Genomic DNA, 21816 nt, shown 5'->3' on the forward strand with positions numbered 1-21816 from the left:
AACCCCGCCCCTTGCGGCCACGGCGCCGCTTGCGACGCGGCCGGCCGGCGTCGTCCGGACCGGACCCGGCGCCGCCGTCGGCCGCCGCAGGCCCCTCGCCTTCGGTGGTGTGGTCGCCGTCAGCAGCGTCCGCATCGGACACCGGGGCCGCCGACTCGACGCCACCGCCTTCACCCTTGGACGCCCGCGGACCGCGGCGCCGCCGGGGGCGGTCGGCGCGGGGCGCGTCGTCGCCCGCCGCAGGAGTCGGAGGCGCGTCGTCGTCGCGAGTGGGGTCGTTCATGGTGCGGAGGGGGCGATCGGCTCGCCGGTGGCATCGGTTTCAGGGAGGTCGAGCGCCAGCGAGGCCTGGCCGTCCGGGGCCACCTCGCTGTCGATGAGGCCGGGCTGATCGGCCAGGGCCTGGGCCATGCGGTCGACACCGCCGTCGGGCCCGTCGAGCGCAGGGAGCTGGTCCAGGCTGGCCAGCCCGAGGTCGTCGAGGAAGTGGCGCGTGGTGGCATACAGCGCCGGGCGCCCCGGCGCCTCGCGGTGGCCGATGGCCTCGATCCAGCCGCGGTCCTCGAGCTGCTTGACGATCTGCGAACCCACGGCCACGCCGCGGATGTCCTCGATGTCGCCCCGGGTCACCGGCTGCCGGTAGGCGACGATGGCCAGGGTTTCGAGCACCGCGCGCGAGTACTTCGGCGGCTTCTCCGGGTGCAGTCGGTCGAGGTACTCGCGCAGCTCGGGCCGGCTCTGGAAACGCCAGCCCGTCGCCAGCGGCACCAGTTCGACGCCCCGCCCTTCCCAGTCGCGCACCAGCTCGTCGAGCAGGCTCTTGATCGTGTCGGTGCCGACCTGGTCGGCGAACAGCTGCCGCATCGCCGACAAGGGCAGCGGCTGCTGGGCACAGATGAGCGCGGTTTCGAGGACGCGCTTGGCCTCCGGCGTATTCATGGGGGCGGCGTGCGTGGGTACCGAACGGTCGGCACCGGGGCTGGGGTTGCAGAGCGGGCCCGTGGAGCGGGTGTGCCCATCGGGCGCGAGCGGCCCTGGGCGGGCCGGCCCCGGCGCGCTTGGCGGCTCGGGACGTTTGCGGGCGATTGTAGCGGCAGCCCCGTGCCCCGCACTAGCGAGTCACCCGCCCCCAGGCCTCGGACAGGTCCGGCGGCAACGGCGCCTCGAAGCCCAATACCCCTCCCGACACGGGATGGACGAAGCCCAGGCGCTGGGCATGCAGCGCCTGGCGCGTCAGACCCAGCGCCGGCTTGCCGCCGTAGAGGGTGTCCGCCACCAGCGGATGGCCCCGCCAGGCCAGATGCACCCGAATCTGGTGCGTGCGTCCGGTGTGCAGGCGGCATCGCAGCGCGCTGACGGCACCGTCGAAACCGAGGCGCTCGACGTCGGTGCGCGAGGCCCGGCCGCCGGTCCGGACCGCCATGCGCACCCTCGACACCGGGTCGCGATCGATCGGGGCGTCGATGGAGAACGGCTCGGCCGGCACCTCGCCATGCGCCAGGGCCAGGTACTCGCGCCGGACCTCGCGGGCGGCGATCGCCCGGGTCAGCGCCGTCATCGCCTCCAGCGTGCGCGCCACCACCATCAGGCCCGACGTGTCCTTGTCGAGGCGATGCACGATGCCCGCCCGCGCCAGCCTCGACGCCGCGGGATAGCGCGCCAACAGGCCGTTGAGCAACGTGCCCTGCCAATGGCCCGGTGCCGGATGCACCACCAACCCCGCCGGCTTGTCGATCACGAGCAGGTGCTCGTCCTCGAACACCACGTTCAAGGCCATCGGCTGCGGCACGAAGGCCTGGCTCTCGTCGGTCGGGCACAGCTCGACGCTCACCTGCTGGCCGGCGCGCAGCCGTCGGGACGCCGTGCGCGCCGCGTCGCCATCGACAAGGACCAGCCCGCGCGCGATGAGCGTCTGCAGGTGGCTGCGCGAGAACTCCGGCGCGTGCCGGACCAGCGCCTTGTCCAGTCGCTGGCCATGCAGCGCGTCGTCCACGCCGAAGCGGCGTGTCTCGATGACCGACTCCGCCGGGTCGTCCGTGATCGCGTCCCTATAATCGGCGCCGTTTTCCTCAGAGGACATGGGGTTGGTCTCCGGCCCCTCGCGCACCATGATCCGACGCATCTCGCCGCTCCTGTTCCTGGCGGCGCTCCTGGCCGTGGGTGGCTGCAGCTCGCCGCCGAAGGAAGACCCGAACTCGACGCAGGCCGTCGAAAAATTGTACGCAGACGGCAAGGACGAGATGGCCAGCGGCGCGTACGACCGCGCCGCCAAGATCTTCGAGCGCATCGAGGGCCGCGCCGCGGGCACGCTGCTGTCGCAGCAGGCGTCGCTCGACCTCGCCTATGCCGAGTACCGATCGGGCGAGCGGGCGAAGGCACTGGCCACGCTGGATCGCTTCATCCGCCTCCACCCGTCGAGCCCGGCGCTGGACTATGCGTACTACCTGCGCGGCGTGGTCAACTTCAACGACAACCTGGGCGTGATGTCGGCGATCTCCCGGCAGGACCTGTCGGAGCGCGACCAGCAGGCCTCGCGCGAGGCGTTCCAGGCCTTCCGCCAGGTGGTCGAGCAGTTCCCGCAGTCGCGCTACGCCAGCGATGCCAAGGCGCGGATGGACTACATCGTCAACGCGCTGGCGGAGTACGAGCTGCACGTGGCACGCTACTACTTCCGGCGCGGCGCCTACGTGGCGGCGGTGAACCGGGCCCAGACGGTGATCCAGGAGTACCCGCGCACGCCGTCCAACGAGGAAGCGCTGTACGTGCTGGTGGCGAGCTACGAGCAGCTCGGCCTGAAATCGCTCCAGGCCGACACCCTGCGCGTGCTGGAACGCAACTTCCCGAACAGCCGTCATCTGCGCGAGGGCCTGCGCCAGCGCGACAAGGCCTGGTGGCAGTTCTGGTGAGCCCCGGCGGCCCTCAATGGGCCGCCGCCAGCTCGCCCAGCCACGCCAGGGCCCCGGCCTCGTCCTCCACCCTCGTCATCGGCGGCAGCGCCGCGATCAGGCGGCGGCCGTAGGGCATCCGGGCCATCCGCGGGTCGCACACCACGAGCAAGCCTCGGTCGGTCTCGCTTCGCACCAGGCGCCCTGCGCCCTGCTTGAGCGACACCGCTGCGTCGGCGACGAAGCACTCGTCGAAGGGCCGGCCGCCGGCGGCTTCGACCCGCTTCACGCGCGCCTCCACCAGCGGGTCGTTGGGCGGCGGGAACGGCAGCTTGTCGATGATGACGCACTGCAGCGCATCGCCCGGCACGTCGATGCCCTCCCAGAACGTCTGCGACCCCACCAGCACCGCGGCCCGCGCCGCCAGGAAGCGCTGCAGCAGCGCCCGCTTGGGGCCACTGCCCTGCACGAGCACTTCCACATCGGACGCACCGGCGGCGTCGAGGCCCTGCCGGAGCGTCTCGGCCACGACGGGCAGCGCCCGTAAAGTCGTGGTCAGCACGAAGGTTCGACCCCGCAGCGCGGCCGCGCAACGCGCAGCCAGGCCCGCCACCGCCTCGGCATGGCCGGCCTCGTTGGGCTTGGGAAACCGATCGGGCACGTACAGCCGCGCGTGGGCGGCATAGTCGAACGGGCTGCCCAGGCGCAGGGTGCTTGCCTCGCCCTCCAGCCCGGCCGCGCGCGTAAACCACGTCAGCGCCTCGTCGTCGCCCAGCGTCGCGGACGTGAACACCCAGGCCTTCGGCGCGCGCGCCCGCTGCTCGGTCAGCATGTCGCGGATGTCGAGCGGCGACTCCACGAGCCGCACCGAATGGGCCGACAGGTCGATCCAGCGCACCCGGTCGGGCTCGGCCTGCGTCTCGAACAAACGCGCCGACTGCGCCAGCTCCAGCGCCCGCTCCTGCAGGCGGGCCATGTCCGGGCCGACGTCGATCAGCGCCTGCGTCGCCTCGGCTGCCAGATCGGCGGCGGCCGCCACCGCGGCCACCGCGTCGCCGAACGCCGCCTGGCCGGCGCGATCGGCCCAGCGCAACTTCAGCAGGGCCCGCACCTCCCGCAGCGGCCCGGCCGCGGCCAGCCGCAGATCGCGCGCCGCGCGGTCGAGCGCGCTGGCGATGCCCGGCCAGTCGGTCAGCCCGCGCGCCTGCGTCTGACCCACGGCGAGCAGATCGCGCGCCAGGTCCAGCGCCTGAGCCGTGCCCAGCACGCGACCGAGGAATTGCACGCCGGTGTCCACCAGCTGATGCGCCTCGTCGAACACCGCGACTTCCACGCTCGGCAGCAGTTCGGCCACCCCCGTGTCGCGCAGCGCGATGTCGGCGAAGAACAGGTGGTGGTTGACGACCACGAGGTCCGCCGCCATCGCCTCGCGCCGCGCCCGCACCACGTGGCAGGCGGCGAACTGCGGACAGTCCGACCCGAGACAGTTGTCGCGCGTGGACGTCACGAGCGGGATCACGGGCGACCGGTCGTCGAGACCCTCGATCTCGGCGAGGTCCCCGGTGCGGGTACCAGGGGCCCAGGCCTCGATGCGGGCCAGGGCCCGCACGGCGAAGCGGTCCGGCAGCGCGGCAGGCCCCCCAGGCGCACCCGCCAGGCGCGCCTGGCCCAGGCGATGCGTGCACAGGTAGCTGGACCGTCCCTTGAGCAGGGCCACGCGCGCGGGCACGCCCAGGGCCTGCACCAGACGCGGCAGATCGCGCAGGAACAGCTGGTCCTGCAGGCTCTTGGTGGCGGTCGATACCAGCGCCCTGCGCCCCGACAGCAGCACCGGCACGAGGTAGGCGTAGGTCTTGCCGACACCGGTGCCGGCCTCGGCCACCAGCGCCTCGCGCCCGTCGATCGCTCGGGCCACCGCCACGGCGAACTGCTGCTGCACGTCGCGCTGGGCATAGGCGGGCTCGGCCTGGGCCAGGGCGCCGTCGGCGGCGAAGGCCTGGACCACCAGCGCCTCGAGGGAGGGCTGGGCCGCAACGGACGCGTCGAACATCACGTCAGGCGGGCTCGGGCGGATCGACCTGCGCCTCGAGGCAGGCGATCTGGTCGCGCAGCAGCAGCCGACGCTTCTTCAGTCGACGCAGGGCCAGGTCGTCCATCGGCGGCTGGTCGGCCGTGCGGTCGATCAGGCTGTCGAGGTCCGCGTGTTCCATCCGCAGTTCGATGAGGCGCCGCTGCGGCGAGTGAAGGTTGTCGTCCATGGCCCGGTGGCGACGAGTTTAGACGCGCGGCAGTACTTCACGTCCCGGCGTGCACGAAACGGCCTGCGGGCAGCCCTTCCCGTATATTGGCTGAATGTCCACCTCCTCCGCCATCGCCTACCGCCTGAACGCGGCCACTGCGATGCATCGCGGCGACCGGCAGTATCAGCAGGACCAGGTCGAGCTCATCGCCCATGGCCGGGTGCCGGGCTGTGCGCTGGCCGTGCTGGCCGACGGCATGGGAGGCAAGAGCGGCGGCCGCAAGGCGGCCGACCAGGTGATCATGGTGGCGCGACAGCTGTACGAACGCTACGTGCCCGAGAAGGACGAGCCCGCCGACCTGCTGCGCCAGATGGTCGAGGAGGCGCACCTGATGATCAAGCTGACGGCCATCACCGCCGAGGAGGAGCCGCACAGCACGCTGGCCGCCTTCGTGGTCGGGCCCAACCGGCAGTGCGACGTGGTCCATGCCGGCGACTCGCGCGTCTATCACTTCCGCGGTCCCGATCTGGTCAGCCGCACGGTGGACCATTCCTTCGTCCAACGCCTGATCGACGAAGGCCAGATCACCGAGGAAGAAGCCAACTCGCATCCGCAGTCGAACCTGCTGACGGGCTGCCTCGGCACGCACCAGGATCCGCCGGTGGCCGCGCGCAATCTCGGCCAGCTCGAGATCGGCGACAGCGTGCTGGCCTGCAGCGACGGCCTGTGGCACTACTTCACGCCCAAGGAGCTGGGGGCGATCGTCCATACCCTGCCCGCACGCGAAGCCAGCGAAATGCTGGTGTCCAAGGCGCGCCAGCGCGCCCGTGGCGGTGGCGACAACCTGTCGCTGGCGCTCGTGCGCGTCGAGCCGCTGGACCGCTGAGGCCCCGCACGCGCTAGCGGGGTGCTGAAGCCGGCACCGGCAGGGGCGCTGCAACCCGACCGCTGGCGGCCCGCTCGCGTTGACGCTGCTCGACCGCGTCCCGATGAGCCTGCGCTTCGCTGGCCCGCCGCGCGGCCGCCTCGACCCGTCGGGCCGCCTGGGCCTGCGCCGCCGACGCGGCGGCGGCCGCCTTCGTGGCCCGCTCGGTGTCTGACTCAGGGCGCTCCGTCGCCGCCGGCACCGGCGCCCCGCCGGGCTTCGGGTCGGCGCCGCGCGTGCGCACCTCCACCCGGGGACGGGCATCGTCCTTCGCAGACTGCTCCTGCCGCTGGCGAACGCGGTCGACGCGCTGGGCGGCCTTCTCGCGGCGTTGCGCGTCGTCGAGCACGGCCCGCTGACGCTCGAGCTGGCGCAGGGCCAGGCGCCGCTCGGAGCGCACTTGGGCCAGGCAGGACGACACCGCGAACTGCTGGGCACAGGCGGCCTCGGCGCTGCGGGCCCGGGCATTGACGTCGGCCATCTCGCGCGCGATGCGTGCACGCTCCTGCGACGCCGAGGCGGCCGGGGTGGACGAGGCAGCAGAAGGGGCGGACGCGGCCACGCGGGCCGGTTCGGCTGCAGACACCGGCGTCGAACTCGCGCCGGCGCCCAGCGCCAATGCGATCAGCAGCTCAGGTAAGCGACGTGTCGACATGACGACGGTCCAGTGCCAGGAACTCGGCCGACTGCATCTCCACCAGGCGCGACACCGTGCGCGGGAACTCGTGCGCCAGCGGGCCTTCGGTGTAGAGCTGCTCGGGCGGCACCTCGGCCGACATGATGAGCTTGACGCGCCGGTCGTACAGCACGTCCACGAGCCAGGTGAAGCGCCGCGCCTCGCTGGCCATGCGTGGCGGCATGTGCGGCACGTTGGACAGGATGAGCGTGTGGAACCGCGTCGCGATCTCGAGATAGTCGTTCTGCGAGCGCGGGCCGCCGCACAGCCACTTGAAGTCGAACCAGACCACGCCCCCCGCCTTGCGGCGCGCGGTGATCTCGCGGTGCTCGATGTAGAGCACCGGCTCCTCGTCCCGCGCCTCGGCCAGTTCCTCGAACATGCGCGTCAGTTCCGCTTCGGCCTCGGGGCCCAGCGGGCAGTGGTACAGCCGGGCCTGCTCCAGCGTGCGCCGGCGGTAGTCGGTGCCGGCATCGACATTGACGATCTCGAGCTTCTCCTTCAGCAGCTCGATGGCCGGCAGGATCCGGTCGCGGTGCAGGCCGTTCGGATACAGCCCGTCGGGATGGAAGTTCGACGTGGTCACGATCGACACCCGGTTGGCGAACAGTGCCGCCAGCAGCCGGTGCAGGATCATCGCGTCGGTGACGTCGGCAACGTGGAACTCGTCGAAGCAGATCAGCCGGAAGCGCCGCGCGATGCGCCGACCCAGCTCGTCCAGCGGGTCGGCCATGCCCTTGAGCTCCTGCAGCTCGCGGTGCACCTCGCGCATGAACTCATGGAAGTGCAGGCGCGTCTTGCGCGTCAGCGGCACGGACTGGTAGAAGCAGTCCATCAGAAAGCTCTTGCCGCGCCCGACGCCGCCCCACATGTAGACGCCGCGCGGGATCGGCGGCCGCACCAGCATCTTGGTCACCGCGTTGGCACGGCGCGCCTTGTAGGCGATCCACTCGTTCTCGCAGCGCTCCAGCGCCGCGATGGCGGCCAGTTGGGCGGAGTCGGCGCTGAAGCCGCGCTCCTCCAAGGTGCGCCGATACAGTTCGGCGACACCCGTCACCGATGTTCCCCTGCACCCGCATCGGCATGCAGGCGGTCCCGCCCGTCGCGCTTGGCGCGGTAGAGCAAGGCATCGGCGCGGGCCACGGCCGATGCGAAGTCCTCGCCCGACCCTGCCATGACCAGACCGCCACTGAGAGTCACGTCGATGCCTGGCGCAACTTCGCTCCAGCGGCAGGTACCGACGCGGCGCCGCAGCCGATCGGCCACGGCCACCGCAGTCTCCGCGTCGACGCGCGTGACCAGGACCGCGAACTCCTCGCCGCCATAGCGCCCCACGATGTCCGGGTCTCGCAGCTCCTCGCGAAGCAAGGCCCCGATGCGTCGAAGCACCTCGTCGCCCACCACATGGGAGTGCTGGTCGTTGATGGCCTTGAATCGGTCGACATCGACCAGCAGTAGCGCAAAAGGCATCCTCTGGCCCTGCAGCGACGCGTACGCGGCCTCGAGCGCACCGCGTGTCAGCACCCCGGTGAGGGCGTCGATGCGGGCCACCTCGCTCCATCGGCGCGCATCGTCGGCCAGGTCCCGATTGCGTTCCCTGAGGTCGATGTTCTCCAGCCTCAGCGTCTGCGTCTCCAGCCGGGCCGCCATCTCGGCCACCTGATGCTCAAACGCCGCAATGACGTGATGGACCAGGCGGGCATGGAAACGACGATGCAGCTCGAGTGCCGCAGCATGGTTTCCCGCGGCCTCCGCCAGCATGACCTGAACCTCGATATCCTGAGCCGCCGTGCTCGGATCGATGCGCGACGACAGCGCAAGCGCGCAGGCCGTGCTGCGCTGTGCCGCGTCGAGGTCCCCGGCCTCCCGCTGCACTCTCGCCAGATCCAGCCATCGCGTCGACAGAACCTCCGCGGGCTCCTCGACGTTGATGCGACTGGCTTCCTCCATCAGTGCAAGGCCATCGACGCGCCGCCCGGCCCTGGCCAGCACCTGGCCTGCGTCATGCAGTGCGCCTGCAAGCAGCACCGCGTTGGCCGCGGACCGGGCTTCGGCAATCAGTGGCTCGACCTCCTGCAACAGTTCGTCGAGCGTGGACTTCGAGCGGGACGGGTCGACCAGGTCGAAATGGCGGCAGGCCTTGAGGCCGGTGACGAGCAGGTTCCAGCGTGCCCTGATGCGGTCGAGTTCGTCCCCTTCGGTCAGCTCGGCCGCCAGCACGCGGCGCGCCGCAGGCAGTGCCCGGGGCGACAGCCCCAGGGCGTTGTAGGTGATCATCAGCCCCGTGAACACGCCGCGGCGCACACTCGACGGTGCGTGGTCGTCAACCAGCGACAGCGCCTGGTCTGCCGCCGCCAATGCCTCCTGGGGCCGATCCGCTTCGGCGGCCGCGCCGGCCAGAACCACCCACGCCACCGCCTGCACGGACCGCTCGCCGCTGGCGCGTGCGGCGGCCACCGCCCGCTGCGACCACTCGATCGCCAGAGCCGATTGCGTAGCGTTGGCCTTGACCTTGGCCACGAGCAAGGCCGCCTGTGCTGCCAGAGCCGGCTGCATTTGCGCCACCGCCTCGTCGTAGACGGCCACCGCGGCGGCCTCGCCTTCGACATGGCGCCCCGCGATCAACATCTCCCGACTTGCCTCGATCCGCCCGGCAAGGGCCGATGTCCGGGCATCGGCCAGTGTCCCCAGCGGCTCGGCGGCACTCATGCCGGACTCGCGAATCAGAAGTTCAGCGTGCGCTTGTCGACCGCCAGCGCCGCTTCCTTGGTCGACTCCGACAGCGACGGATGGGCGTGGCAGATGCGGGCGATGTCCTCGCTGCTGGCCTTGAACTCCATCGCCACGACGGCCTCGGCGATCAGCTCGGACGCGCTGGGGCCGACGATATGCACGCCGAGGATCTCGTCGGTGTGCGCGTCGGCCAGCATCTTGACCATGCCGGTGGTGTCGCCCAGCGCGCGGGCGCGGCCGTTGGCCAGGAACGGGAACGTGCCTGCCTTGTAGGCCGCGCCACGCGCCTTGAGCTGCTGCTCGGTCTCGCCGACCCACGCGATCTCCGGGCTGGTGTAGATGACCCAGGGGATGGTGTTGAAGTTGACGTGGCCATGCTGGCCCGCGATGCGCTCGGCCACCGCCACGCCCTCCTCCTCGGCCTTGTGCGCGAGCATCGGGCCGCGCACCACGTCGCCCACCGCCCACACGTTGGCGAGGTTGGTGCGGCAGTCGTCGTCCACCACGATGGCGCCGCGCTGGTCGAGCATCAGGCCCACGCCCTCGGCATTGAGGCCCGCGGTGTTGGGCACGCGGCCGATCGAGACGATCAGGCGCTCGACGTCCAGCGTCGCGGCCTCGCCCTTGGCATTGGTGTAGGCCACGCTCACGCCGGTCTTGCCGGCCTTGATGTCACCCACCTTCACGCCGAGCTCGATCTTCAGGCCCTGCTTCGTGAACGCCTTGTGCGCTTCCTTGGCGATCTGCTCGTCCACGGCCCCCAGGAAGGTGGGCAGCGCCTCCAGCACCGTGACCTCGGAGCCCAGACGGCGCCACACCGAGCCCATCTCCAGGCCGATGACGCCCGAGCCGATCAGGCCCAGCGTCTTGGGCACCGCGCCGATGCGCAGCGCGCCGTCGTTGGAGAGCACGCGTTCCTCGTCGAAGGGCACGCCCGGCAGCGCGCGCGCGCTGGACCCGGTGGCCACGATGACGTGGCGCCCGACCAGGATCTCGTCGCCGACCTGGATCTCCCAGCCGTCGGCTGCCGCCTTCACGAACGAGCCGCGGCCGTGGAAGAAGCTCACCTTGTTCTTCTTGAACAGGTAGAGGATGCCGTCGTTGTTCTGCTTCACGACGGCGTCCTTGCGGGCGATCATCTTCTTGACGTCGATCGCCAGGTCCTTCAGGCCGATGCCGTGGTCGGCAAATGCGTGGCCAGCGTGGTCGAAGTACTCGCTGGACTGCAGCAGCGCCTTGCTCGGGATGCAGCCCACGTTGGTGCAGGTGCCGCCCGGGGCCGGGCCGCCCTTGGCGTTCTTCCAGTCGTCGATGCAGGCGGTGTTGAAGCCCAGCTGCGCGGCACGGATGGCGGCGATGTAGCCGCCGGGGCCGCCACCGATGACGACCACGTCGAATTGCTTGCTCATGGCGTGGCCCCGGTCAGATGTCGAACAGCAGGCGCGCCGGGTCTTCCAGCGCTTCCTTCATCGCCACCAGGCCGAGCACGGCCTCGCGGCCGTCGATGATGCGGTGGTCGTAGCTCATCGCGAGGTAGTTGATCGGGCGCACCACGACCTGCCCGTTCTCCACCACCGCGCGGTCCTTGGTGGCGTGCACCCCCAGGATGGCCGACTGCGGCGGGTTGATGATCGGCGTGGACAGCATCGAGCCGAACACGCCGCCGTTGGAGATGGAGAACGTGCCGCCGGACAGCTCCTCGATCGACAGCTTGCCCTCGCCGGCCTTCTTGCCGTACTCGGCGATCTTCTTCTCGACGTCGGCGAAGCTCATCTGGTCGGCATTGCGCAGGATCGGCACCACCAGGCCGCGCGGCGAACCCACCGCGATGCCGATGTCGAAGTAGCCGTGGTAGACGATGTCGTTGCCGTCGACGCTGGCGTTGAGCACCGGGTACTTCTTCAGCGCGGCGACCGCCGCCTTGACGAAGAAGCTCATGAAGCCGAGCTTGACGCCGTGCTCCTTCTCGAAGCGCTCCTGGAACTTCTTGCGCATCTCCATCACCGGCGCCATGTTCACCTCGTTGAACGTGGTGAGGATGGCGTTGGTGGCCTGCGACTGCAGAAGGCGCTCGGCCACGCGGGCGCGCAGGCGGCTCATCGGAACGCGCTGCTCGGGCCGGTCGCCCAGGTTCATCGCCGCCGGAGGCGCCACCGGGGGCAGCGGCCGCGCGACGGCGGGCGCTGCAGCCACGGCCGGCGCCGCTGCCGGGGCCGCGGCAGGCGCCGCCAGCGCGCCGAGCACGTCGCCCTTGGTGACGCGGCCGTCGCGGCCGGTGCCGGCCACCGAGCCGGCGGCCAGCTTGTTGTCGGCCATCAGCTTGGCCGCCGCGGGCATCGCCACGCCGGACTTGTCGGCCGCGGCGGGCGCCGGGGCCGCGGCGGCGGGAGCCGCGGGAGCGGCCGCCGGCGCGGCGGCGCCGGCCTTGGCCTCGGTATCGATCTTCGCGATCACCTGGTCGCTCGCCACCGTGCCGCCGCCGGCCACGACGTGCTGCGACAGCACGCCGGCCGCGGGCGCGGGCACCTCGAGCACGACCTTGTCGGTCTCGATCTCGATCAGGATCTCGTCCAGCGCCACGGCTTCGCCGGGCTGCTTCTTCCACTGCAGGAGCGTGGCTTCCGCGACCGATTCGGACAGTTGCGGGACCTTGACATCAACGATTGCCATTTTTGTTTTCCGTTCCGGATTACTTGCTGAGCACGAAGCCCTTCAACTTGCCGAAGGCCTGGTCGAGCAGCGCCTTCTGCTGCTCGACGTGCAGGTGCGCATAGCCCACGGCGGGCGAGGCCGAGGCCGGGCGCCCGGCGTAGCCGAGCTTCTGGCCGTCGGTCATGTTCTCGTGGATGTAGTGCTGCACGAAGAACCAGGCACCCTGGTTCTGCGGCTCGTCCTGGCACCACACCACCTCGGTGGCGTTGGGGAAGCGCTTCATCTCCGTGGAGAACGCCTTGTGCGGGAACGGGTACAGCTGCTCCACGCGCACGATGGCCACGTCCCAGACTTTCTTCTCGTCGCGGCGCTTGATCAGGTCGTAGGCGACCTTGCCCGAACAGGCGATCACGCGCTTGACCTTGTCGGGCTCCACCTCGCTGCGCGACGGGCCGATCACGGTGCGGAACTCGCCCTTGGTGAACTCCGACAGCGGCGAGGTGGCGTCCTTGGCGCGCAGCAGCGACTTGGGCGTCATGATGATCAGCGGCTTGCGGAACATGCGCACCATCTGGCGGCGCAGCAGATGGAAGATCTGGCTGGCCGTGGTGGGCTGCACCACCTGCATGTTGTTGTCCGCGGCGAGCTGCATGAAGCGCTCCAGGCGCGCCGAGCTGTGCTCCGGGCCCTGGCCTTCGTAGCCGTGCGGCAGCATCAGGGTCAGGCCGTTGACCCGGCCCCACTTCACCTCGCCCGAGGCGATGAACTGGTCGATCACCACCTGCGCGCCGTTGACGAAGTCGCCGAACTGGGCTTCCCAGATCGTCAGCGTGTTGGGCTCTGCCGACGCGTAGCCGTACTCGAAGCCGAGCACGGCTTCCTCCGACAGGATCGAATCGATCACGACGAAGGGCGCCTGGCCGTCGGCCACGTTCTGCAGCGGCACGTAGGTACCGATGTCCCACTTCTCGCGGTTCTGGTCGTGCAGCACGGCGTGGCGGTGCGTGAACGTGCCGCGCCCGCAGTCCTCTCCCGACAGGCGCACCGGGTAGCCGCTGGCCACCAGAGACGCGAAGGCGAGGTGCTCGCCCATGCCCCAGTCCACGTTGATCTCGCCGCGACCCATCGCGGCGCGGTCGGCCAGCACCTTCTCGACCAGCGAGTGGGCCTTGAAGTCCTTGGGCAGCGTGGTGATGCGCTCGGCCAGGCGCTTGATCTCGGCCAGCGGCAGCGCGGTGTCGGCTGCGTCGGTCCACTTCTTGCCGAGGAAGGGCGCCCAGTCGACGGCGTACTTGCTCTTGAAGTTGGTCAGCACCGGGTCCACCGTGTGGCGGCCAGCGTCCATCGCGGCGCGGTAGGCCTTGACCATGTCGTCCGGGCCGGTCTCGCCGAGCACACCCTGCGCCACCAGCTTGTCGCCGTAGAGCTTGCGCGTGCCCGGGTGCTGCGCGATCTTCTTGTACATCAGCGGCTGCGTCAGGCTGGGCGTGTCCTGCTCGTTGTGGCCCAGCTTGCGGAAGCAGATGATGTCGACGACCACGTCCTTCTTGAACTGCTGGCGGTAGTCCATCGCCAGCTGGGTGCACCACACCACGGCCTCGGGGTCGTCGCCGTTCACGTGCAGCACCGGCGCCTCGATCATCTTGACCACGTCGGAGCAGTACAGCGTGGAGCGGCTGTCGCGCGGGTCGCTGGTGGTGAAGCCGATCTGGTTGTTGATGACGATGTGGACCGTGCCGCCGGTGTAGTAGCCGCGGGTCTGGGCCAGGGCCAGCGTCTCCATCACGACGCCCTGGCCGGCGAAGGCGGCGTCGCCGTGCACCAGCACCGGCAGCACCTGGTCGCCGGCCTTGTCGCCGCGACGGTCCTGGCGCGCCTTGACGCTGCCCTCGACCACCGGGTTGACGATCTCCAGGTGCGACGGGTTGAACGCCAGCGACAGGTGCACCGGGCCGCCGGGCGTGGTCAGGTCGCTCGAGAAGCCCTGGTGGTACTTCACGTCGCCCGAAGGCAGGGCCTCGGGCGCGGTGTGGTCGAACTCGGCGAACAGGTCCTTGGGCATCTTGCCCAGGGTGTTGACCAGCACGTTCAGGCGTCCGCGGTGGGCCATGCCGATGACGATCTCCTGCACGCCCTTCCCGCCGGCGCGCTGCACCAGCTCGTCCATCGACGCGATGAAGCTCTCGCCGCCCTCGAGCGAGAAGCGCTTCTGGCCGACGTACTTGGTGTGCAGGTAGCGCTCCAGGCCCTCGGCCGCGGTCAGGCGGTCCAGGATGTGACGCTTCTCGTCGGCGGTGAAGGTGGGCGTGCTGCGGGCGCTTTCCAGGCGCTCCTGCCACCAGCGCTTCTCCACCGGCTCGGTGCAGTGCATGAACTCGGCGCCGATGCTGCGGCAGTAGGTGTCGCGCAGCGCCTGCACGATCTCGCGCAGGGTCATGTTCTCGGCCTTCGAAAAGTACGTGTTGGCGGCCGAAAAGCTGATGTCGAGGTCGGACTCGGACAGGTCGTAGAACGCCGGTTCGAGTTCGGGGATCTTGGGGCGCTCGGTGCGCTTGAGCGGGTCCAGGTCGGCCCAGCGGCTGCCGAGGAACCGGTAGGCCGCGATCAGCGACTGGACATGGACCTGCTTGCGCGCGACCGCGAGGTCGGCCTCGCTGGCCTTGAGAGCGAAGGCATTGGCCTTGGCACGCTGGGCGAAGGATTCGATGACGGGCGCGTGGGCCACGTCGCGGCTTTCAGAGCCGTCGACAGCCGGCACGTTCTGCAGCCGGTCGAAGTAGGCGCGCCAGTTGTCGGGCACGCTGCCCGGGTTGTCGAGGTAGGCCTCGTAGAGTTCCTCGACGTAGGGCGCATTGCCCCCGAACAGGTACGAATTGGACCTGTACTGTTGCATCATCTTCGCTCACCTTTCACCGCGGTCTGCGCGGATGAGATGGGTTGCACAACCTTCCGCGACCCGGCTTCACCGGTGGGCGGACTAGCGTTTCCGCCTTGCATCAACGGGCCTGCGGCCAGTGGCAAGGGTGTGGAAGGACCGATCAGTTCAAGCCCGGCACTCTATCACCTCAGTCTGGCGCCAAATTGACAAAAGCGGCAGGTTCTTGCACTTCGTCGGTGCTTCGACGGCCGCAGGCGAGGCGCAAGCTGGCGGGATGAACGCCCGTGTCATCGCCATCCACGCCCATGCACCGGCCAAGCCCGCCGCGGGCGCGGCATGCAACGGGTGCGGCGTGTGCTGCATGGCCGAGCCCTGCCCGCTGGGCATGCTGCTGAGCCTGAAGCGGCGCGGCCCCTGCCGCCAGCTGCGCTGGTCGGCCACGTCGAGTCGCTATGTGTGCGGCGCGGTCACGGACCGCCCGGGTCCCTGGGCAGCGCTGGCGCGGCGCTGGATCGCCGCGGGCCGGGGCTGCGACTCGGACGCCGAGGTCGAAGCGGCCTGACCCGCGCCGGTCAGGGCGCCGAGGCGGCCGACGCCGGGGGTTCGGCCGGCCGGGCCGGCAGCGGCACCGTGCCGCCGACCGTGACGCCCACGCCGCCACGGCCGCCGATGGGGATGCCGATCCCGATCCCAACGCCCACGGAGCCACAGGCCGCCAGCAGGGCACAGGCCAGAGCGGCGGTCAGCAGGCGCGGCCTCATGCCCAGGCCCCTGCGGGTTCGGCCATGAGCCGTTCGCGCGCCTGCGCGTACTCGCGCGCCAGCCGGTCCACCAGCTGCGCGGCCGGCAGCACCGACTTCACGGCGCCGATGCCCTGCCCGCAGCCCCAAATGTCCTTCCAGGCCTTCTTGGCGCTGTCGCCACCGCCGAAGTTCATCTTGCTCGGGTCGCTCTCGGGCAGGTTGTCCGGGTCCAGCCCCGCGGCGCGGATCGACGGCTTGAGGTAGTTGCCGTGAATGCCGGTGAACAGGCTGGAATAGACGATGTCGTCGCTGCTGCCGTCCACGATGGCCTGCTTGTAGGCGTCGGCAGCGCGCGCCTCCTCGGTGGCGATGAAGGCCGAGCCGATGTAGGCGAGATCGGCACCCATGGCCTGGGCGGCCAGGATGCCGGCGCCGGTGGAGATCGACCCCGACAACGCCAGCGGGCCGTCGAACCACTCGCGGATCTCCTGGACCAGGGCCAGCGGGTTCTTGGTGCCGGCATGGCCGCCGGCCCCCGCCGCCACGGCGATCAGGCCGTCGGCGCCCTTTTCTACCGCCTTGTGGGCGAAGGTGTTGTTGATGATGTCGTGCAGCACGATGCCGCCCCAGGCATGCACCGCGTCGTTGACGTCGACGCGCGCGCCCAGCGAGGTGATGACCACCGGCACGCGATAGCGCGCGCAGACCTGCATGTCGTGGTCGAGCCGGTCGTTGCTCTTGTGCACGATCTGGTTGATGGCGAACGGGGCGGAGGGTCGGTCCGGGTGAGCCCGGTCCCAGGCGGCCAGCGCCTCGGTGATCTCGGCCAGCCACTCGTCGAGCTGGGACGCGGGACGCGCATTGAGCGCCGGCATCGACCCGACGATGCCCGACGTGCACTGGGCGATCACCAGCTTGGGGTTGCTGATGATGAACAGCGGCGAGCCGATGACCGGCAGCCGCAGGCGCTGGAGCACGGGCGGCAGCGACATCAGAACGCCTCCACCGGCATGTCGTTCACGGCGGCGTGGCCTTCCAGGATCGAGTCGCGCACGCCGGGCACGCGCGACAGGATGTGCTCGGCATAGAAGCGCGCGGTCATCGCCTTGGCCGCCATGAAGGCGGCGTCGTCGCCGGAGGCCTGGTCCTCGGCCACCATCAGCGCGCGGGCCATCTGCCAACCCGCCATCAGGTTGCCGGCCAGCATCAGGTAGGGCACCGAGCCGGCGAAGACGGCGTTCGGGCTGGCCTTGGTCTGACCCGCCACGAAGCCCACCACCTCGACGAAGGCCCGGCGCGCGGCGCCCAGGTGCTTGTGCATCGAGCGGCAGGCCGGGCTGTCGCGGCGGGCGAGTTCGGCCTCGGTGGCCTCGATCTGGCGCGCGATGGCCAACGCCACCTGCCCGCCGTCGCGCGCGGTCTTGCGCCCGACCAGGTCGTTGGCCTGGATCGCGGTGGTGCCCTCGTAGATGGTGAGGATCTTGGCGTCGCGCAGGTGCTGTGCCGCGCCGGTCTCCTCGATGAAGCCCATGCCGCCGTGCACCTGCACGCCCAGCGACGCGACCTCCAGGCTCATCTCGGTGCTGTAGCCCTTGACCAGCGGCACAAGGAACTCGTAGAAGGCCTGGTTCTGGCGCCGCAGCTCCGGATCGGTGCCGTGGTGAGCGGCGTCGTAGGCCGCGGCCGCCACCAGCGCCATCGCGCGGCAGCCCTCGGTGTAGGCGCGCATCGTCAGCAGCATGCGCCTGACGTCGGGGTGATGAATGATCGGCGCTGCCTTGGGCAGCGAGCCGTCCACCGGGCGGCCCTGCACGCGGTCGCGCGCATAGGCCACCGCCTGCTGGTAGGCGCGCTCGGCCAGCGCCACGCCCTGCATGCCCACCTGGTAGCGGGCGGCGTTCATCATGATGAACATGTACTCCAGGCCGCGGTTCTCCTGGCCCACGAGCCAGGCCGTCGCGCCGCCATGGTCGCCGTACTGCAGCACCGCCGTCGGGCTGGCCTTGATGCCCAGCTTGTGCTCGATCGACACGCAGTGCACGTCGTTGCGCGAACCGTCGGGCAGCACCTTCGGGCAGATGAACAGCGAGATGCCCTTGACGCCTTCGGGCGCCCCCGTCACGCGGGCCAGCACCAGGTGGACGATGTTGTCCGCCATGTCGTGCTCGCCGTAGGTGATGAAGATCTTGGTGCCGAAGAGCCGGTAGCTGCCGTCGGGCTGCGGCTCGGCGCGCGTGCGCACCTGGGCCAGGTCGCTGCCGGCCTGCGGCTCGGTCAGGTTCATCGTGCCGGTCCAGCTGCCGTCGATGAAGTGCGGCAGATAGGTCTGCTTCTGCTCGTCGGTGCCGGCCGTCAGCAGCGCCTCGATCGCGCCGTCGGTCAGCAGCGGGCACAGCGCGAAGCTCAGGTTGGCGCTGTTGAGCATCTCGGTGCAGGCCGCGCCGATGGTCTTGGGCAGGCCCTGGCCGCCGAACTCGGCCGGATGCTGAAGGCCCTGCCAGCCGCCTTCGGCGAATTGGCGGAACGCCGCCTTGAACCCGGCCGACGTGGCCACCGCGCCGTCCTTCCAGGCCGACGGCCGCAGGTCGCCTTCGCGGTTGAGCGGCGCCACCACGGCCTCGTTGAACTTGGCGCATTCCTCCAGCACGGCCGCAGCGGTGTCGAGGCCCGCGTCCTCGAAGCCGGGCAGCCGCGACACGGCCTCCAGGCCGGCCAGCTCCTTCATGCAGAAGAGCATGTCCTTGACGGGGGCGCGATAGGTCATGGTGTCTCCAGGAACAATGGGCCGGCTCGGTGCGCCGGCCCCAACAGGCTCGGGCAGGTCGGCGTCAGAGCTTCGACACCAGCTCCGGCACGGCGGTGAACAGGTCGGCCTCGAGGCCGTAGTCGGCCACGCTGAAGATCGGCGCCTCGGGGTCCTTGTTGATGGCCACGATCACCTTGCTGTCCTTCATGCCGGCCAGGTGCTGGATGGCCCCGCTGATGCCAGCCGCGATGTAGAGCTGCGGCGCGACGATCTTGCCCGTCTGCCCCACCTGCCAGTCGTTAGGCGCGTAACCCGCGTCCACCGCCGCGCGGCTGGCACCCAGCGCCGCGCAGAGCTTGTCGGCCAGCGGCGTCAGCACCTCGGTGAACTTGTCGCTGCTGCCCAGCGCCCGCCCGCCGCTGACGATGATCTTGGCCGCCGTCAGCTCCGGACGGTCCAGCTTGGCGATCTCCGAGCCCAGGTACTCGCTCGTGCCCGCGTCGCCCACTGCCGCCACCGACTCCACCGCCGCACTGCCACCCGTGGCCGCCGCCGGGTCGAAGCCCGTCGTGCGCACGGTGATCACCTTGACCGCGTCCGTGCTCTGCACGGTGGCGATCGCGTTGCCGGCGTAGATCGGGCGCTCGAACGTGTCGGGCGCGACGACCTTGCTGGCGTCGCTGATCTGCGCGACGTCCAGCAGCGCGGCCACGCGCGGCGCCACATTCTTGCCCTGCGCCGTGGCGGCGAACAGCACGTGGCTGTAGCCCCCGGCCAGCGCCACCACCTGCGCGGCCACGTTCTCGGCCAGCTGGTCCTTCAGGCTGGCCCCGTCGGCGCGCAGCACCTTGGCCACGCCGGCCACCTGCGCCGCGGCCTGCGCCGCCCCGTCCGTGCCCTGCCCGGCCACCAGCACGTGCACGTCGTCGCCGCACTGCAGCGCCGCGCTCACCACGTTGAGCGTCGCCGCCTTCAGGGCCGAACCGTCGTGTTCGGCAATCACCAGTGCTGCCATCTCAGATCACCTTCGCTTCGTTCTTGAGCTTGTCCACCAGCGCCGCCACGTCGGGCACCTTGACCCCGGCGCCGCGCTTGGCCGGCTCGGCCACCTTCAGCGTGCGGATGCGCGGCGTGACGTCCACGCCGAGATCGCCCGGCTTGACGACGTCCAGCGTCTTCTTCTTGGCCTTCATGATGTTGGGCAGCGTCACGTAGCGCGGCTCATTCAGCCGCAGGTCGGTCGTGACGATCGCCGGCAGCGCCAGGCGAACCGTCTCCAGGCCGCCGTCGACCTCGCGCGTGACCGACACCTTGCCGTCGGCCACCTCCACCTTGCTCGCGAACGTGCCCTGCGGCCGGCCGGTCAGCGCGGCCAGCATCTGGCCGGTCTGGTTGCAGTCGTCGTCGATGGCCTGCTTGCCCAGGATCACCAGCCCGGGCTGCTCCTTGTCCACCAGCGCCTTGAGCAGCTTGGCCACCGCCAGCGGCTGCAGCTCGGCATCGGTCTCCACCAGGATCGCCCGGTCCGCGCCGATGGCCATCGCCGTGCGCAGCGTCTCCTGGCACTGGGTGACCCCGCACGACACCGCCACCACCTCGGTGGCCGCGCCCTTCTCCTTGAGCCGCACCGCCTCCTCGATGGCGATCTCGTCGAACGGGTTCATGCTCATCTTGACGTTGGCCAGATCCACACCCGTGCCGTCCGCCTTGACGCGAACCTTCACGTTGTAGTCCACCACCCGCTTCACGGGCACCAGTACCTTCATCGGCTTCTGCTCCTTGGATGCGTGTCCGAAGACGTGCAATTGACGTGCACGTCAATTGCGGGATTCTAGGCGGCCGCTCCTGCGAGGACGGCGCACCGGACGATAAATCGAACGACCGTTCGATTTTAGGGCGCTGCCTCCAGGGGCGGCCGCAGCGCCTCGCGCGCACCCCGTTCCACGTCCACCCGCCGCAGCAGCCACAGGCCGGCCACGAAGAACAGCCCCGTCGACGCGATCGCGAGACGGTGATTGCCGTCGGTGGCCCAGGTGACCAGGCCGTAGGTGACGGGCCCGACGATGGCCGACAGCCGCGTCGCGAACGCCCACAGCCCGAAGAACTCGGCCAGTCGGCCGGGCGGCGCCAGCAGCCCCGCCACCGCGCGCCCGGCCGACTGGCTGGAGCCCATGCAAAGACCGGCGATCACCGCGGCGACCCAGAACAGACCGGGACCGGTGGCCGCCACCGCCAGCGCGCACATCACGATCCAGCCCAGCAGCGTGAACGCCAGCGAACGCCGGTGCCCGATGCGGTCCTGCCAGTAGCCGAAGGCGAAGGCACCCACCGCCGAGGCGATGTTGACCAGGAACACCAGCATCATGGTGTCCACCTGCTTGAACCCGAGCACCTGCTCGGCATACACCGCAGCCAGGGCGATCACCACCGCGATGCCAGCCTGGTAGGCCAACCCGGTGGCGAGCAGCCAGCTGAAGTCGCGGAAGCGCCGCGCCTCGCGCCAGGTGGCCGCCAGACGCGCGAGCGACGCGCCCAGGCCGTCCGTCCGGCCGGGCTGCGGCGTCGCGCGCTCCCGGAGCAGCGCGAAGGTGGCCAGCGACGCGATGCCGTACACCGCCGCCGTGATGCCCATCGTGACCGGCACGAACTGCTCGGCCTTCTGCCCCTGGCCCTGGGCCCAGATGACGTAGCCCAGCGACAGGCCGAGCGACAGCATGCCGCCGCAGTAGCCGAAGCTCCAGCCCCAGCCCGACACCCGCCCCAGGGCCTCGCGCCGCGCCAGCTCGGGCAGGAACGCCGCCGTCAGCGCCTCGCCGTAGGCATAGAACAGGTTCGACAGCACGATCGCCGACACGGCAAGCACCACGTCGTGGCGGCCCACGCCCATCAGCGCCAGCGTGGCCAGCACGCAGGCCGCGGTGGTCAGCGCCAGCAGGCGCTTCTTGGCGGCGCGCAGGTCGGCAAACGCGCCGATCGCCGGCATCGTGAGCATCACCACCAGGTTCGACACGCCCAGCGCCAGCGTCCAGGCCAGCGTGCCCCACGACGCGCCGTCGGCAACGACACCGACGAAGTAGGCATTGAACACCGCCGTCAGGACCACGGTGGTGTAGCCCGAGTTGGCGAAGTCGTACATCGCCCATCCGAACACCTCGCGCTTGCGAACGCCGTCGTTCAGTGCTTCCTGGGCGAAGAGGGCCAAAGGCGATGCTCCGTGTGGTGCCCGGGGCCGGCATCGAACCGGCACGCCCTCTTTCGAGAGGCCGCGGATTTTAAGTCCGCTGTGTCTACCGATTTCACCACCCGGGCTCGGCTGGCGCGATTGTCCGCCACGCGGA

19 protein-coding genes and 1 tRNA gene are annotated in these 21816 nt (G+C 70.4%); 3 read left to right on the plus strand and 17 right to left on the minus strand.

The genetic code is table 11. The features are described from left to right. Window positions 1-279: 279 nt before the first annotated feature. Window positions 280-939 carry an SMC-Scp complex subunit ScpB gene (scpB, locus tag AC2EAQ_RS02130; protein WP_484640055.1) on the minus strand — a complete coding sequence of 220 codons (660 nt, stop codon included), beginning with the start codon at window positions 937-939 and terminating at the stop codon, window positions 280-282. Between the two features lie 172 nt (window positions 940-1111). Then, the gene (locus tag AC2EAQ_RS02135; RefSeq protein ID WP_484640056.1) at window positions 1112-2080 is read right to left on the minus strand and encodes an RluA family pseudouridine synthase; all 969 of its coding nucleotides are present in this window, start codon (window positions 2078-2080) and stop codon (window positions 1112-1114) included. Window positions 2081-2108: 28 nt separating this feature from the next. On the opposite strand from AC2EAQ_RS02135, the gene AC2EAQ_RS02140 reads away from it, so the two are divergent. Continuing rightward, window positions 2109-2906 (plus strand): outer membrane protein assembly factor BamD, encoded by a 798-nt coding sequence (locus AC2EAQ_RS02140; protein WP_484640057.1) that lies wholly within the window; start codon window positions 2109-2111, stop codon window positions 2904-2906. 13 nt (window positions 2907-2919) lie between these two features. Here the strand turns inward: AC2EAQ_RS02140 and yoaA are convergent, their stop codons facing one another. Continuing rightward, window positions 2920-4935 (minus strand): DNA repair helicase YoaA, encoded by a 2016-nt coding sequence (yoaA, locus tag AC2EAQ_RS02145; RefSeq protein WP_484640058.1) that lies wholly within the window; start codon window positions 4933-4935, stop codon window positions 2920-2922. A gap of 4 nt (window positions 4936-4939) precedes the next feature. Next, window positions 4940-5143: a YdcH family protein gene (locus AC2EAQ_RS02150; RefSeq protein WP_484640060.1), complete on the minus strand. Its 204-nt coding sequence runs from the start codon at window positions 5141-5143 to the stop codon at window positions 4940-4942. A 94-nt stretch (window positions 5144-5237) separates the two neighbouring features. Here AC2EAQ_RS02150 and AC2EAQ_RS02155 point away from each other — a divergent pair, with 94 nt between their 5' ends. Then, complete coding sequence (locus AC2EAQ_RS02155; protein ID WP_484640062.1) at window positions 5238-6011, plus strand: PP2C family protein-serine/threonine phosphatase; 774 nt, start codon at window positions 5238-5240, stop codon at window positions 6009-6011. A 13-nt stretch (window positions 6012-6024) separates the two neighbouring features. Here AC2EAQ_RS02155 and AC2EAQ_RS02160 read toward each other — a convergent pair whose 3' ends face one another. From AC2EAQ_RS02160 to AC2EAQ_RS02185, 6 genes are read right to left on the minus strand one after another with little or no spacing between them, the layout of a single operon-like run. Then, window positions 6025-6705, minus strand: coding sequence for a hypothetical protein (locus AC2EAQ_RS02160; protein ID WP_484640063.1), 681 nt, complete (start codon window positions 6703-6705; stop codon window positions 6025-6027). Continuing rightward, complete coding sequence (gene zapE, locus AC2EAQ_RS02165; protein WP_484640064.1) at window positions 6683-7783, minus strand: cell division protein ZapE; 1101 nt, start codon at window positions 7781-7783, stop codon at window positions 6683-6685. The genes AC2EAQ_RS02160 and zapE overlap by 23 nt, the downstream gene beginning before the upstream one ends. After that, window positions 7780-9435 (minus strand): GGDEF domain-containing protein, encoded by a 1656-nt coding sequence (locus tag AC2EAQ_RS02170; RefSeq protein ID WP_484640065.1) that lies wholly within the window; start codon window positions 9433-9435, stop codon window positions 7780-7782. The genes zapE and AC2EAQ_RS02170 overlap by 4 nt, the downstream gene beginning before the upstream one ends. Window positions 9436-9449: 14 nt before the next feature. Continuing rightward, on the minus strand, window positions 9450-10868 hold the full coding sequence (lpdA, locus tag AC2EAQ_RS02175; protein WP_484640066.1) for a dihydrolipoyl dehydrogenase: 1419 nt from the start codon (window positions 10866-10868) through the stop codon (window positions 9450-9452). Window positions 10869-10881: 13 nt separating this feature from the next. Then, entirely contained in the window at window positions 10882-12129 is a 1248-nt protein-coding gene (odhB, locus tag AC2EAQ_RS02180) for a 2-oxoglutarate dehydrogenase complex dihydrolipoyllysine-residue succinyltransferase (protein ID WP_484640067.1), read from the minus strand. A gap of 19 nt (window positions 12130-12148) precedes the next feature. Next, window positions 12149-15007 carry a 2-oxoglutarate dehydrogenase E1 component gene (locus AC2EAQ_RS02185; RefSeq protein WP_484640069.1) on the minus strand — a complete coding sequence of 953 codons (2859 nt, stop codon included), beginning with the start codon at window positions 15005-15007 and terminating at the stop codon, window positions 12149-12151. 256 nt (window positions 15008-15263) lie between these two features. On the opposite strand from AC2EAQ_RS02185, the gene AC2EAQ_RS02190 reads away from it, so the two are divergent. Next, window positions 15264-15551, plus strand: a complete 288-nt coding sequence (locus AC2EAQ_RS02190) for a hypothetical protein (RefSeq protein WP_484640070.1) — start codon at window positions 15264-15266, stop codon at window positions 15549-15551. 10 nt (window positions 15552-15561) lie between these two features. Here AC2EAQ_RS02190 and AC2EAQ_RS02195 read toward each other — a convergent pair whose 3' ends face one another. The 7 genes from AC2EAQ_RS02195 to AC2EAQ_RS02225 all read right to left on the minus strand — a co-directional run bounded on the left by AC2EAQ_RS02195 (window position 15562) and on the right by AC2EAQ_RS02225 (window position 21787). After that, entirely contained in the window at window positions 15562-15750 is a 189-nt protein-coding gene (locus tag AC2EAQ_RS02195; protein WP_484640071.1) for a hypothetical protein, read from the minus strand. Continuing rightward, a complete protein-coding gene (locus tag AC2EAQ_RS02200; RefSeq protein WP_484641136.1) occupies window positions 15747-16727 on the minus strand; it encodes an NAD(P)H-dependent flavin oxidoreductase in 981 nt (326 codons plus the stop codon). Before AC2EAQ_RS02200 ends, AC2EAQ_RS02195 begins: the two co-directional genes overlap by 4 nt. Then, window positions 16724-18496: an acyl-CoA dehydrogenase gene (locus AC2EAQ_RS02205; protein WP_484640073.1), complete on the minus strand. Its 1773-nt coding sequence runs from the start codon at window positions 18494-18496 to the stop codon at window positions 16724-16726. The genes AC2EAQ_RS02200 and AC2EAQ_RS02205 overlap by 4 nt, the downstream gene beginning before the upstream one ends. Before the next feature lie 64 nt (window positions 18497-18560). Continuing rightward, entirely contained in the window at window positions 18561-19493 is a 933-nt protein-coding gene (locus AC2EAQ_RS02210; RefSeq protein WP_484640074.1) for an electron transfer flavoprotein subunit alpha/FixB family protein, read from the minus strand. 1 nt (window position 19494) lies between these two features. Then, the gene (locus AC2EAQ_RS02215) at window positions 19495-20244 is read right to left on the minus strand and encodes an electron transfer flavoprotein subunit beta/FixA family protein (RefSeq protein ID WP_484640075.1); all 750 of its coding nucleotides are present in this window, start codon (window positions 20242-20244) and stop codon (window positions 19495-19497) included. 125 nt (window positions 20245-20369) lie between these two features. Then, a complete protein-coding gene (locus AC2EAQ_RS02220) occupies window positions 20370-21680 on the minus strand; it encodes an MFS transporter (RefSeq protein ID WP_484640076.1) in 1311 nt (436 codons plus the stop codon). Between the two features lie 15 nt (window positions 21681-21695). Then, window positions 21696-21787 (minus strand) — tRNA-Leu (locus tag AC2EAQ_RS02225). Window positions 21788-21816 lie beyond the last annotated feature (29 nt).

This window comes from Aquabacterium sp. T101 (assembly GCF_057219775.1).